The sequence below is a fragment of the Citrobacter sp. Cpo074 genome, from assembly GCF_030332745.1.
Taxonomy (GTDB): Bacteria; Pseudomonadota; Gammaproteobacteria; order Enterobacterales; family Enterobacteriaceae; genus Citrobacter; species Citrobacter portucalensis.
In genome coordinates this window covers 734,801-747,881 of the sequence record NZ_JAOWHG010000027.1, presented here as the reverse complement: position 1 = coordinate 747,881, position 13,081 = coordinate 734,801, and the positions used below count along the sequence as shown (strand labels likewise).

Here is a 13,081-nt window from a genome sequence, read left to right as displayed (position 1 = left end):
TATTTAAAGACGAGCCAGCATAGCAGGGCTTAATGTACGACAAAAGGGGTTTTATCCTGACGCTTTTTATCCTGATACATTGCGCTGTCTGCAAGATGAAGCGCACAGTTTACATCAGTCTCCAGCGGATCAATTTCCACCACACCCAGACTGGCACCAGGATAATACAGATGAATGTCACCCAGGTGGTAGTCACCGCAAATCTGCTGTTGTAGCTGATTTTTCACCTGCTGCAGACGCATAAGTTGATCCAGTTCATCTTCCGCTGACAGGCGAACGACTAAAAATTCGTCACCGCCCAGTCGACCGAGAATGTCATTATCATTACATTCACGGAGCAGGCGCTGCCCAATCTGGATCAGGAACTGGTCACCTACCTCGTGGCCAAAGCGGTCATTGATCAATTTGAAATCATCCAAATCGATATAGGCGACAACTATCTTCTGCCTGAGATGGCGGGCAAGCGAAAAAAGGGTCTCTACATTTTCAAAAATTGCGCGCCGATTCGGTAACCCTGTCAGGGCATCGGTGTAGGAGTGAGCAATCAGCGCAGCGTTCGCTTCACGTAACTGAGCAACCAGCGACTCTTTTTGAATCGACTGGGCGATCAGACCGGCAAACAGATGTAATACTTGTTCTCCACGTTGGCTCAATGCCTGCTGGCGGCGGCTGGTAGCGCAGAGTGTACCGTAAAACGTTCCGTCAGGAAGATGAACGGGAGTGCTCAGAAAGGTGGTGATGTCCAGTGCGCGAGCGGCGGTACATTCCGGCCAGCGTGCGGGCACGTTGTCACTGTACAGACAGTTTTCCTCAATAGCGCGTTTGCACAGCGTTTCATCCCACGGCACGGATAGCCCTTCGGGGATCTGCATTTGGCGGCTATTACGCGCATACAGAATATGCTGCAGACGGGCATCCAGATCGACCTTGGTCAGGTAGGTCGATTCCATCTCAGTCACCATCTCCAGCATCTCCAGAAGTTGCCGAACCAGACTTTCAACAGACTGCTCCGTGGCTAAGGATTGTGAGACTCTGGCAAGGATCATGTCCGACATGAGATGTAAATGCTCCTGAGTAATGACTGGGCTGACGTTGCCCGCATGATAGAACATCAAGGTGAAAGATGAAACACGCCATCCAGCTCAGAATGTAAACATAAAATGGATAGCTGGCAGGAAAACATGGAGATAGATGGAAAGTCGGGGTAACCTGCCAGGATAAGGTTTTTAACAGGAGTAAATATGAAACTGGCATCTATTGTTTTGCCCGGCTTGCTGGTGCTGGCGGGGTGTACCACACAACCTGAAGCCCCTAAACCACCAAAAATTGGCATGGCGAATCCAGCATCGGTGTATTGCGAACAAAAGGGTGGTTCTCTGATTGCGGTGCAGACTCCGCAAGGTGTTAAGTCTGACTGCAAACTACCCAACGGGGAAGTAATTGATGAATGGTCACTCTGGCGTAGAGATCATCCGGCAACGGCCAAGTAATACGCGGTCAGCATTGACGTAGCCACTCAGCGAGCACCAGCGCGTGGTTTTGCTGGGTATTCTTCGCCGCATACAGTAGCGTTAAGGTTTGCTGCTGGGCAATCTCTGCGAGGCGCTTTCCTTCCTGCTGCTGTTGGGCCAGCTCTGCACGATACTGTTCGGAAAAGTGTGAAAAATCGATCAGTTCTGCGTGGAATGCTTTGCGCAATTCAGAGGATGGCGTCAGCGTTTTATTCCATTCGTTGAAAGCAAGGTCAGTCTTTTTTATCCCGCGTGGCCACAACCGGTCGACCAACACGCGATAACCATCGCTTTTTTCTGCCGGGTCATACACGCGTTTACACTGAATCTTCATCTCTTCATCCGCTCCTTTCAGCTACCGCTCAGGTATTGCTCATCAACTTTATTACGGTTAAATAAGATCGTAAAACGTGACCATTATAGCATTTTGCCCGCCCTGACTCCCAATTTAAGGGATTGTGATACCACTAAAAAGTCGGTAGGCTGAGGCTCCTTATGCTGTCCCTTATTGTCAGGACACAAGGAAAGCTTAATGGAAATTTCCCCAATTAAAGATACGCTTCGCATTGCGCTGGTGGGCGATTACAGCCCCGATATTGTGGCGCACCAGGCTATTCCCCTTGCTATCGATGATGCTGCCGCCGTCCTGGAATTGGTGGCTGATTACGACTGGCTAACCACATCTGATATCAACAGCAGTGAGGACTTGATTGGCTATGATGCCATCTGGGTCGTTCCAGGCAGTCCATATCGCCATCTTGAAGGGGCGCTGATAGCGATACGCTACGCGCGTGAAAACAGCATCCCGTTCCTGGGGACCTGCGGCGGCTTTCAACATGCGATTCTGGAGTACGCCCGCAACGTGCTGGGCTTGAGCGATGCCGCCCACGCCGAGACGGACACCACGGGTCGGATGGTGATAGCACCATTGACCTGCTCGCTGGTAGAAAAAACGGATGATATTGAGCTGCGGGCCAATACGCTGATTGCCAAAGCCTACGGGCGGGATGTTATCACCGAGGGATATCACTGCAACTATGGCGTATCGGAGGATTTTGCCGCCGAGCTTGAAAGCGGCGATCTTCGGGTGACCGGTTGGGATGAGGCTGGTGATATTCGTGCCATTGAGCTGGTGACGCATCCATTTTATGTTAGCACGCTCTTTCAGCATGAACGCGGAGCGTTGGCGGGAAAACCCGTGCCGTTAGTTCAGGCGATGCTGCGCGCCGCGCGCGGATAAAAAAACGGGCAGGTTGTTCACGAACCTGCCCTGTGCATTATGCGCTCGCGATCTCCCGATTGCGCCCCGCGCACAAACCAAATACCGCCATCAGCATCGCTAACACGGCGACCCCGCCAAGAGGAATCAGCCAGCTATCGTTGAGGTCGTGAATTTTCCCCATCAGTGGTGGTCCGCAGGCCGCCAGTAAATATCCGACAGACTGTGCCATGCCGGAGAGGGCAGCAGCCTGATGCGCTGAGCTTGCGCGCAGGCCAATAAAGGTCAAGCCGAGGATCATCGTCGCGCCCGAGCCAAAGCCAAACAGAATGGTCCATAGCAATGCCTGGTCGGGCATTATGGCGAATCCCGCCGCGCCGACGGCGCACATTAATGAAACCAGAGCGGCGATGGCGCGCTGATCCTTAAATCTGTTCAGGACGAGAGGAATCAATAATCCCGGCGCGGCGGTCGCCAGCTGCAGTAAACCATGCAGCGAACCGGCCTGCGCCTCGCTGTAACCGTGGCTGATCAAAATGGCGGGCAGCCAGCCGATGATGACGTAGTAGATAAGCGAATTGATCCCCAGAAACAGCGTCACCTGCCAGGCGAGGCTGGAGCGCCAGATCGCGCGGGAATGCAGAGCGCGCGAGTTGCTCAAGCTGGCATTGGCCGTCTGGCGGCATTGGGGTAACCAGATAATCAGCGCCAGCAGCGGAAAGGCCATCAGTACCATCAGCGCGCCGCGCCAGCCAAACCCGTTCAATGCCAGCGGTACCACAATGGCGGAACCCAGTGCCGCTGCTGCGCCCATGGTCAGCGAGTATGCGCCAGTGAGTTTCGCCACATGCTGAGCAAAATCACGCTTAATCAGTCCGGGTAAAAGCACATTGCCCAAGGCGATTCCGCAACCAATGATCGCGGTGCCGCTAAACAGGAACCCTGGTGAGGGCAGCGAACGTATCGCAATACCCGCGCAAATCAGTAGCATAGCGACAAACAGGCTGCGTTCGATACCCCAACGGCGCGCAACGGCGGCAGCCAGAGGTGAAACCAGTGCGAAAGCCAGCAGTGGCAGGGTGGTCAGAAGCCCCGTCTGGGCGGTACTCAGACCGTAGTCGGCGCGAATTGCATCCAGCAACGGGGCTGCACCGGTAAAGGTGACGCGCAATGTGGTGGCAATCATCAGGATCCCCGCGATCAGCAACGCTGCGTTCTTGCCACGGGAGGAAGGTGTATTTGTCATTTTTTTCTCATATCGTCAGGCGAGGCGATACCTTAGCGTTTTTACTCAATGGATGAATCAAGCTAAAATGACAGTTTATCGCTTAAATCGGACATTTTTATGTTAGGACTGAGGCTGGATGGATACGAACCCGATCTTCACCACGATGCAGCGGTGGCGTTTTGTATTCAGGCCCGGGAAGATGAACTTTTCAGTCCGCTGCATCAGCACCGTAAAGGCCAGTTGATTCTGGCGCTGCATGGCGCGATCACCTGTGAGGTTGAGAATGCTATGTGGATGGTGCCCCCGCAATATGCGGTGTGGATCCCCGGTGAAATTCCACACAGCAACCACGTTACCGTTGGCGCACAATTGTGCTTTTTGTTTATTGAGCCGCAGGCCGTCGTGATGCCCGATCGTTGCTGCACGCTGAAAATTGCTCCGTTGTGCCGGGAGCTTATTCTGGCGCTGGCATCCAAAACGGATGCCCAACGGCTGGAGCCGGCAACCCAGCGGCTGACGCAAGTGTTGTTTGATGAACTGCCGCAGCAACCCCAGGAGCAAATGCAGTTGCCGGTTTCCGATCACCCGAAAATTCGCAGAATGGTCGCAACGATGGCGAGAGAGCCTGCACAATGGCAGACGTTGGGACAATGGGCCAGCGTATTTGCGATGAGTGAACGTAACCTTTCTCGCCTGGTCGTCAAAGAAACGGGGTTAAGTTTTCGCCGCTGGCGTCACCAGCTCCAGCTGATTCTGGCGCTGCAGGCGTTAATTGATGGTCGCAATGTACAACAGGTCGCGCAAATGCTCGGGTACGATTCGACCACGGCATTTATCACTATGTTCAAAAAAGGCCTGGGACAGACGCCAGGCCGTTATCTGAACGGGCTGGCTACTGCTTCCCAACAATCAATGAGACCAGACCTGCCGCAATAAGCGGCCCCACTGGCACACCGCGAAACAGCGCCACGCCCAGTACCGTGCCCACCAGTAAACCAGCAACAAGCTGAGGCTGGCTGCCCATTAGCGTAACGCCGCGTCCGCCAAGCCAGGAGACAAATACCCCAACGGCAATAGCAACCAGTGATTTCCAGTTCACAAAGGAGTGGATGAGCGTGGAGGGCGGTAGCGTTCCGCTGGCGATCGGCGCCATGACGCCAATGGTCAGAATTATAATCCCGACGGTCAGGCCCTGTTTTTCAATCCAGGGAAAGAAGGTATTCAGTGGGGTAACACGGACTATGATCAGCACCAGAATTGAAACAGCGACAGTGGTGTTGTGGCTGACAAAGCCCAGAGCTGCCAGTCCGAGCAGGATCAGCAGAGTGACATCAAACATCGTAGTTTCCTTGCCAAAAGAAAAAATAAGCCTGCTTACTGTACGCGTAAATGCGTGACGGAACAGGCTTTTTTTAATGATTATGATTTTTTTTGGGCTAACGCACGAAGCGATGTTTTTTACTGCTAACTTGTGCAGTTATTGTTCTCTGCGGAACGGGATTAATTCCGGTTGCGCGATGCGCAGGTAATCTGCGGTATCCATGATCACAGATTTTTCCAGCATTCCGGCATTGAACGCAATTTCATTAAAACGCTCAAACAACAGTGGGTCGGCGACCAGCTTGAGGTTCGGATGAAAACTGAACGGTGGGATAGCGCCAAATACGCAGCCAGTCAGTTCATCTACCTCCGCCGGGCTGGCAAGTGACGCTCTCAACCCGCCAATATGGCTGGCCAACAGGCTCAGGTCGGCCTGCTGATCGGCAGAGAGGATCGCCAGAACATGCTGATTGACGCCGTTGCCTTTTACTTTGCAGACCAGCGCTTTTGCACCCTGACCCAGTGCGGTACCGCGAATTTCAGAGACAGCTTCACATTTGCCTACGGCTTCATGGCTGACTACGCGGTAGGTCGCACCGTGTTCTGACAACAGGGAGATTAAACGCTGGTGCGTTGCGTTACCTTTGTTTACTTCCGTCATGACTTACTCCTGGTACAACAATGAAAATCCTGTCAGAAAAATAATTACGCATCGGTGCGTTTTTTCTGTTTGTTCAGGTAGAGCTGTGCATCAGATGCTTTGTAGGCATCATCAATGGTGTCGTTTGGCTGCATATTATAAATCCCGACAGAGAAGCTGATTGATCTATCTTGCGCAATAATTTGTAAGTTATAGCGAATCCTCTCCAGCAGGCGGGGCGTTAATTCACTGGGGTGATCGATGAGGATAATGCAAAACTCATCGCCGCCGAGGCGGATGGCATAGTCGCTTTTGCGAATGGACGTTTGAATAGCTTTGGCCAAAATGGTGATAATGCGATCGCCTTCCTTATGCCCCAACGTATCATTAATAACTTTTAGTTTGTCGCAATCAATGGCGATAAAGGTCACGAGCGTTCCTGTGTTCACCAACTGTTGCAAACGCTGCTCAAGCGCTGGCGTTAAAATTTTACGGTTGTAGAGCCCTGTCATCGCATCACTGACATTTTCCCGTGTGACGTTGTGATACAAGCGAAAATGCGTTCTGACCATATTCAGCAGCAATATCGTTGCCAGTAGATAGAAGGCGAATATCTTCCAGGACGAGACAATAAAGTACATAACATCAAGTGAGAGGGTGATACGTATACCGCCAGGTATGTCCTTCTCATAGTGAACATAGCGGAACAGATCGGTTTCACTTTTGTGAACGAGGATCTCTTTACCTGAACTGGTGTCAGAGACCGTTACGTTAAGATAACGCCAGACGAGAGGGCGGTCGCTGGTATAGAAAATATTCTGTAAATTCTCTTTATTAATATCCACCATCACCACGCCTTTTAGCTTATTGGCGTAGTAAACCGGTGTTAAAAAGCTCATCACCTTTTTCTCGGTCAGGTTATCTTCATAAATACTGGAGATCACCGTGCGGCCAGTAAAAATACCGTCAATATCATTCTGGTCGATTCCCAACGTACCTTTTTGCAAAAACGACCAGTTGTGTATCGCAAATCTCCGCGAGTCGATCACATCATAGAAATAAACGTAGTTATTTTTGAGATCGACGTAATATCGAAATTTATACTCCAGCGTCCCTAATCCCTGACCGTAATCTTTCTGCTGGCGATTAACATTGACCGCCCGGTCAAAAGAGGGCAGCAGAAAAATGTCATCAAGCTGTTCGCTACATTTTGTTGAGGTGGTCTGCAACGTACCGTGTAATGGCAGATAGTTGCGCTTAGTGAGATTGAGCCCATGAGTGCCGTTAACGCTGTCGAAAGCGTTGCAAAGTACTTTTTGCTGTTCGAGAGAAGCAGGCCCCTGAGGGGATGAAAATGTGCGCATCAGATGGGCTGCGATGCTCTGATTTGTGTACTTATCATAGAGAAACGAGGAGTCGGCTTTCTCATTGATATAGCGCATGTACGCATTCATTGCTTTATCACTAGCAATGAGCTCATAAACCAAAAAAGAAGATGTCAAAACAATTACGCTGACGGAGATAAAGATCCTGAGCGCTTTATGATGCAATTTCATAATGATTTACAGCCCTGTAAGTCTGATACTTCAGTCTATCACACGGCATACATCCGCTCTAACGCTACGGGAAAGGACATTTTGAAATAAAAATCATTCGCGTACTTCACCTTTAACTCTTAATGTTGTATTTATAATGCAACTTATAAAAAGGAGACAGGCCAATGAGCGCGACTGAAAAAGCGGGTCATACATTTTTAGCCAGCCTGGGCAAAACCCGTCTGCGTCCGGGCGGTGTTGAAGCAACAGAATGGTTGTTTAGCCAGTCACAGCTGACGCCCGGCAGCCAGGTACTTGAAGTGGCGTGCAACATGGCCACGACGGCGATAGAGTTAGTTCAACGCTATGGCTGTACCGTATACGCCATTGATATGGATAAAACCGCACTGTCAAATGCAAGGAATAACGTAGCGGCAAATGGTCTGGAAAATCATATTCATGTGATGGCTGCTAACGCCAACACTCTTCCTTTTGCGGATAACAGTTTCGATGTTGTGATTAACGAAGCCATGCTGACAATGTATGCCGATAAAGCGAAGGCGAAGTTAATTGCCGAATATTATCGCGTGTTGAAGCCCGGTGGGCGTCTGCTCACCCACGATATTATGTTCACCGCCCAAAAACTGGGCGCGGGCGATCAGGGCCAGCTTGTCGATGTGGTGAAATCAAACGTTAGTCCAATGACCAGACAAGGCTGGCGTGATTTGTTTCTTAACTGCGGGTTCGAACAGGTCCTGCAGCAGAATGGCAACATGTCGCTGATGTCGCCGCGCGGATTAGTTCGTGATGAAGGGCTTACGGGGGCGGTAAAAATTGTGTTTAACGGCTTACGCACGAGCGAAAATCGTCGTCGTTTCCTGAAAATGTTTCGCTTCTTCCGTTCGCAACGTCATCAACTCAATTACATTGCCTGCTGCTCTGTAAAGGGAAAATAAAAAGGATAAACGGATGAATATTGATAAGATGAAAAAACAGCACCCGTAAAAAATCAGCCAGAGAAGATAACCTCTGGCTGATTTGTTTAGGTGGTTAACTATTGCTGGTCGTACTTTGTTTATGAAACAGTTCGCGGAATACCGGGTAAATATCATCCTGGTCGCGAATATGTTGCATCGCAAAGTTATCAAAAGTTGATTGCAGATGTTCGTATTCACGCCACAAGGTTTGGTGAGCGCGGCGAGTGATTTCGATATAGCTGTAATAGCGGACCACTGGCAGCAGTTTTTTCGCCAAAATCTCATGACACAGCGGTGAATCATCAGCCCAGTTATCACCGTCCGATGCCTGTGCAGCATAGATGTTCCACTGGGCAGGGTTGTAGCGCTCTTTCACCACTTCATCCATTAACTTCAGCGCACTGGAGACAATGGTTCCCCCGGTTTCCTGAGAGTAGAAGAACTCATGCTCATCCACTTCTTTCGCCTGGGTATGGTGGCGAATATAAACCACCTCCACGTTCTTATAGGTCCGGCTTAAGAACAGATACAGCAGGATATAAAAACGTTTAGCCATATCTTTGGTCGACTGATCCATTGAACCAGAGACGTCCATCAGGCAGAACATCACCGCCTGGCTGGAAGGATCGGGGCGTTTTTCATAATTCTTGTAGCGTAAATCAAAGGTGTCGATAAATGGCACGCGTTCGATTTTTGCCCGTAGTTCAGCAATCTCTTTGCGTAACCGTTCCTCTTCCAGCAACTGCGCTGGTTCGCTTTTCGCGATGGTTTCCAGATCCGCTTCGAGAGCATGCAGTTCGCGACGCTTACCCGCTGTCATCGCCGTGCGGCGCGCCAGTGAGTTTTGCAGGGATCGCACCACGCTGATGTTGGCAGGCACACCGTTAGAGGTAAAACCTGCCCGGTGCGTTTTGTACTCCGTTAACTGACGCTGCTGATTCTGCTTCAGGTTAGGAAGTGCTAAATCTTCGAACAACAGATCGAGATATTCATCTTTAGAGATCTGAAAGACGAACTCATCCTGACCCTCACCATCCTGGCTGGCCTGGCCTTGTCCGCTTCCTGAACCGCCACCGCCGCCCTGTGGGCGTTCAATGCGGTCATTCTGCACAAAATGGTCATTACCCGGATGCACGCGATGGCGCAGGCCACCACGTCCCTGATGAAACATTGGTTCGCTAATATCATCAGTCGGAATAGAGACAGATTCGCCGCTATCCACATCAGTCACCGAACGCTTGTTAATGGCCTCGGAGATCGACTGTTTAATTTGCGATTTATAACGGCGTAAGAAGCGCTGGCGGTTTACCGTGCTCTTGTTTTTGCCGTTAAGACGCCGGTCAATAAACCAGGTCATAAGCCCCCCGTACTGCCAACTGTTCGCCATGTCTGTAAGTGCCGGATGGCGCTGGCGCTATCCGGCCTACGGAACATTGTTTTGCAAGCCCGGTAAGCGCATGCGCCACCGGGCACTTATGTTAAGACGATTTACGTACGCGCAAATACCATTCGCACAGTAAACGCACCTGTTTACGCGTGTAGCCTTTTTCCATCATACGGTCGACAAAATCGTCGTGTTTTTTCTGCTCGTCAGTCGAGGTTTTAGCATTGAACGAAATGACCGGCAGCAGCTCCTCGGTATTGGAGAACATTTTCTTCTCAATAACCGTGCGCAGTTTTTCGTAACTGGTCCAGTTTGGATTGCGGCCGCTGTTATTCGCTCTGGCACGCAGAACAAAGTTGACGATCTCGTTACGAAAATCTTTCGGGTTACTGATACCCGCCGGCTTCTCAATTTTCTCCAGTTCTGAGTTCAGTGACTCGCGGTCAAACAGCTGACCGGTATCCGGGTCGCGATACTCCTGATCCTGAATCCAGAAATCCGCATAAGTGACATAACGGTCGAAAATGTTCTGTCCGTACTCGGAATAGGATTCGAGATAAGCCGTCTGGATCTCTTTGCCGATGAATTCAGCATATTTCGGGATCAAATAGCCTTTCAGGAACTCAAGATAACGCTCAGCTTGCTCCTGCGGGAACTGTTCACGTTCGATTTGCTGCTCCAGTACGTAAAACAGATGTACCGGGTTAGCTGCCACTTCGGCATGGTCAAAGTTAAAGACGCGAGAGAGGATCTTAAACGCGAAACGCGTGGAAAGACCGTTCATTCCCTCATCAACCCCGGCGTAATCCCGATACTCCTGATAGGATTTCGCTTTCGGATCGGTATCTTTCAGGCTTTCGCCATCGTAAACGCGCATCTTCGAGTAAATGCTCGAGTTCTCAGGTTCTTTCAGGCGAGAAAGAATGGTAAAGCGAGAGAGCGTTTCCAGTGTGCCCGGTGCGCAAGGCGCATGGGTCAGCTCACTGTGGTTAAGCAGTTTTTCGTAAATTTTGATCTCTTCAGAGATACGCAGGCAATAAGGCACTTTGACGATGTAAACACGGTCAAGAAACGCCTCATTGTTTTTGTTATTACGGAACGTTACCCATTCGGACTCGTTCGAGTGGGCAAGAATAATCCCGTTAAACGGCAGGGCAGAGATACCTTCTGTCCCGTTGTAGTTTCCTTCCTGGGTGGCGGTCAGCAGAGGATGCAGCACTTTAATCGGTGCTTTAAACATCTCAACGAATTCCATAATCCCCTGGTTTGAACGACACAGTGCACCCGAATAACCGTAGGCATCAGGATCGTTCTGGGCGTGGTGTTCGAGTTTACGAATATCCACTTTCCCGACCAGCGCAGAAATATCCTGGTTGTTTTCATCACCAGGCTCCGTTTTGGCGATTGCGATCTGCTCCAGAATAGACGGCCAGACTTTGACGACGCGGAATTTTGTAATGTCCCCGCCGAAATCGTGCAGACGTTTCGCAGCCCAGGGCGACATGATCGTACCGAGATAGCGACGCGGGATCCCATACTCTTTTTCCAGGATCTGCGCGTCTTCCTGCGGATTAAACAGGCATAACGGATGATCGTTGACCGGGCTACGTTCGCCATTGGCACTCAGGACATAAATCGGTACTCTCTGCATCAGCGACTTCAGTCGCTCAGCAAGAGATGATTTCCCCCCTCCCACAGGCCCCAGCAGATACAGGATCTGCTTCTTCTCTTCCAGACCCTGAGCCGCATGTTTCAAATAAGAAACAATTTGCTCAATGGCATCTTCCATGCCGTAAAACTCTTCAAAGGCGGGATAGCGTGCAATTACCCGATTCGAAAAGAGTCGAGAAAGTCGAGGTTCGTGGGCAGTGTCGACCATGACAGGCTCACCAATAGCCATTAATAGCCGCTCTGCCGCGTTGGCATAAGCACTGCGATCTTGCCGACAAGTGGTAAGAAACTCCTGCAGCGTGAACTCTTCGTCCTTGGCAGCTTCATAACGCTGGCGATAGTGATCGAATATATTCATGGTATGCCGTCCTTTCGTTTTTTAGCACATGTTAAGAGCCGTTCATATGAATAGTAGAGGCCCCTGAAGAGGTAAACTGAACGACGTCGCTGCTGAAGAAATAAGCAACTCTCATGCCATTTTGGTGGTCAGGAGATCAACGTATTCGGTGATACACCTTCTAAAATTAAGCGTAGATGGCATTTGCAAAACTTGCCTGTGTGCGCAAATGAATTTCAATGGCATATCAATAACTCATCAGCAAAAAAAGCACATCTTATGTAAAGAATTGGAGCGGGATTCATGCGGTGTTCACCGTCCTGCAAGCAAAATGTCATCACTCGCTGAGAAATTAGGGGGTTACATTCTGGGGCGAATACGTAAAATAGTTGGGCTGAAGCGTATTGGCGGTTACACTTTGACCGCTACACATTTGAATAAGGAATTATGGATTGTGACCAAACTCAAACTTCTGGCACTTGGCGTCCTTGCCGCAACCGCAGTTAGCACCGCACAGGCGGAAAGTCAGTGGACTGTTGGCGCGGGTGTCGGCGTGATTAACAGCCCGTACAAACAGTATGACCGCGATGTTTACCCTGTTCCGGTTGTCACCTATGAAGGCGATAATGTCTGGTTCCACGGCTTGGGTGGCGGCTACTATCTGTGGAATGACACGGCAGATAAGCTTTCCATCATGGCGTACTATGATCCGACGCATTTCAAGCCGGGTGATAGCGATAGCCATGCTTTGCGCCAACTCGACAAGCGTAAAAGCAGCTTGATGGCTGGCCTCTCGTATGTACATAACACCCAGTATGGTTTCCTGCGTACTGCACTGGCGGGTGATACTCTGGATAACAGCAACGGCTTTATCTGGGATCTGGCCTGGCTCTACCGTTACACTAATGGTGGGCTGACTCTGACGCCGGGTATCGGTGTGCAGTACAGCAGCGAAAACTACAACGACTATTATTATGGCGTGTCCAATCACGAGTCTCGCCGCAGTGGTCTGAAAAGCTACAACGCTGACGATGGATGGGATCCGTACCTGGAGTTGACCGCGAGCTATAACTTCATTGGAAACTGGAACGTATACGGAACTGGCCGTTATGTGCGCTTGAGTGATGAAGTGAAGGACAGTCCGATGGTCGATAAGTCCTGGTCTGGCATCTTCTCAGTGGGTGTGACCTACAAGTTCTGATGACATTCAGTGTTGAACACAAGCCCGCAGACATGCGGGCTTTTTTGTGCGCTACTGA

12 protein-coding genes and 1 pseudogene are annotated in these 13,081 nt (G+C 50.4%); 5 read left to right on the top strand and 8 right to left on the bottom strand.

Annotated elements, in window-relative coordinates; all coding sequences use genetic code 11:
- Window positions 1-29: 29 nt before the first annotated feature.
- On the bottom strand, window positions 30-1,055 hold the full coding sequence (locus OGX83_RS08195) for a sensor domain-containing diguanylate cyclase (protein ID WP_191226113.1): 1,026 nt from the start codon (window positions 1,053-1,055) through the stop codon (window positions 30-32).
- Window positions 1,056-1,241: 186 nt separating this feature from the next.
- Between OGX83_RS08195 and OGX83_RS08190 the strand changes: the two genes are divergently transcribed.
- Window positions 1,242-1,490, top strand: a complete 249-nt coding sequence (locus OGX83_RS08190; protein ID WP_071444728.1) for a putative hemolysin — start codon at window positions 1,242-1,244, stop codon at window positions 1,488-1,490.
- 7 nt (window positions 1,491-1,497) lie between these two features.
- On the opposite strand, the gene OGX83_RS08185 is transcribed toward OGX83_RS08190, so the two are convergent.
- On the bottom strand, window positions 1,498-1,845 hold the full coding sequence (locus OGX83_RS08185) for a DUF488 domain-containing protein (RefSeq protein ID WP_008784512.1): 348 nt from the start codon (window positions 1,843-1,845) through the stop codon (window positions 1,498-1,500).
- A 198-nt stretch (window positions 1,846-2,043) separates the two neighbouring features.
- On the opposite strand from OGX83_RS08185, the gene OGX83_RS08180 reads away from it, so the two are divergent.
- Window positions 2,044-2,751, top strand: coding sequence for a CTP synthase C-terminal region-related (seleno)protein (locus tag OGX83_RS08180; protein ID WP_286587747.1), 708 nt, complete (start codon window positions 2,044-2,046; stop codon window positions 2,749-2,751).
- Window positions 2,752-2,788: 37 nt separating this feature from the next.
- Here the strand turns inward: OGX83_RS08180 and OGX83_RS08175 are convergent, their stop codons facing one another.
- Window positions 2,789-3,976: a CynX/NimT family MFS transporter gene (locus tag OGX83_RS08175; RefSeq protein ID WP_128611864.1), complete on the bottom strand. Its 1,188-nt coding sequence runs from the start codon at window positions 3,974-3,976 to the stop codon at window positions 2,789-2,791.
- A gap of 99 nt (window positions 3,977-4,075) precedes the next feature.
- Here OGX83_RS08175 and OGX83_RS08170 point away from each other — a divergent pair.
- A pseudogene (locus OGX83_RS08170) lies at window positions 4,076-4,874 on the top strand (AraC family transcriptional regulator).
- Here OGX83_RS08170 and OGX83_RS08165 read toward each other — a convergent pair.
- From OGX83_RS08165 to dgcJ, 3 genes are all read right to left on the bottom strand, one after another.
- Window positions 4,851-5,297: a DUF441 domain-containing protein gene (locus OGX83_RS08165; RefSeq protein ID WP_003832453.1), complete on the bottom strand. Its 447-nt coding sequence runs from the start codon at window positions 5,295-5,297 to the stop codon at window positions 4,851-4,853. The pseudogene OGX83_RS08170 and the gene OGX83_RS08165 overlap by 24 nt on opposite strands.
- Before the next feature lie 138 nt (window positions 5,298-5,435).
- Window positions 5,436-5,939: a YbaK/prolyl-tRNA synthetase associated domain-containing protein gene (locus OGX83_RS08160; RefSeq protein ID WP_032943105.1), complete on the bottom strand. Its 504-nt coding sequence runs from the start codon at window positions 5,937-5,939 to the stop codon at window positions 5,436-5,438.
- 44 nt (window positions 5,940-5,983) lie between these two features.
- Window positions 5,984-7,474 carry a diguanylate cyclase DgcJ gene (dgcJ, locus tag OGX83_RS08155; protein ID WP_174770367.1) on the bottom strand — a complete coding sequence of 497 codons (1,491 nt, stop codon included), beginning with the start codon at window positions 7,472-7,474 and terminating at the stop codon, window positions 5,984-5,986.
- Between the two features lie 164 nt (window positions 7,475-7,638).
- On the opposite strand from dgcJ, the gene OGX83_RS08150 reads away from it, so the two are divergent.
- Window positions 7,639-8,409: a class I SAM-dependent methyltransferase gene (locus tag OGX83_RS08150; RefSeq protein ID WP_008784518.1), complete on the top strand. Its 771-nt coding sequence runs from the start codon at window positions 7,639-7,641 to the stop codon at window positions 8,407-8,409.
- A 94-nt stretch (window positions 8,410-8,503) separates the two neighbouring features.
- Here OGX83_RS08150 and OGX83_RS08145 read toward each other — a convergent pair whose 3' ends face one another.
- Window positions 8,504-9,787: a YeaH/YhbH family protein gene (locus tag OGX83_RS08145; protein WP_008784519.1), complete on the bottom strand. Its 1,284-nt coding sequence runs from the start codon at window positions 9,785-9,787 to the stop codon at window positions 8,504-8,506.
- A 121-nt stretch (window positions 9,788-9,908) separates the two neighbouring features.
- Window positions 9,909-11,843 (bottom strand): protein kinase YeaG, encoded by a 1,935-nt coding sequence (gene yeaG, locus OGX83_RS08140; protein WP_003030707.1) that lies wholly within the window; start codon window positions 11,841-11,843, stop codon window positions 9,909-9,911.
- A gap of 433 nt (window positions 11,844-12,276) precedes the next feature.
- Here yeaG and OGX83_RS08135 point away from each other — a divergent pair, with 433 nt between their 5' ends.
- Window positions 12,277-13,023, top strand: coding sequence for a MipA/OmpV family protein (locus tag OGX83_RS08135; RefSeq protein WP_008784520.1), 747 nt, complete (start codon window positions 12,277-12,279; stop codon window positions 13,021-13,023).
- Window positions 13,024-13,081: the final 58 nt, after the last annotated feature.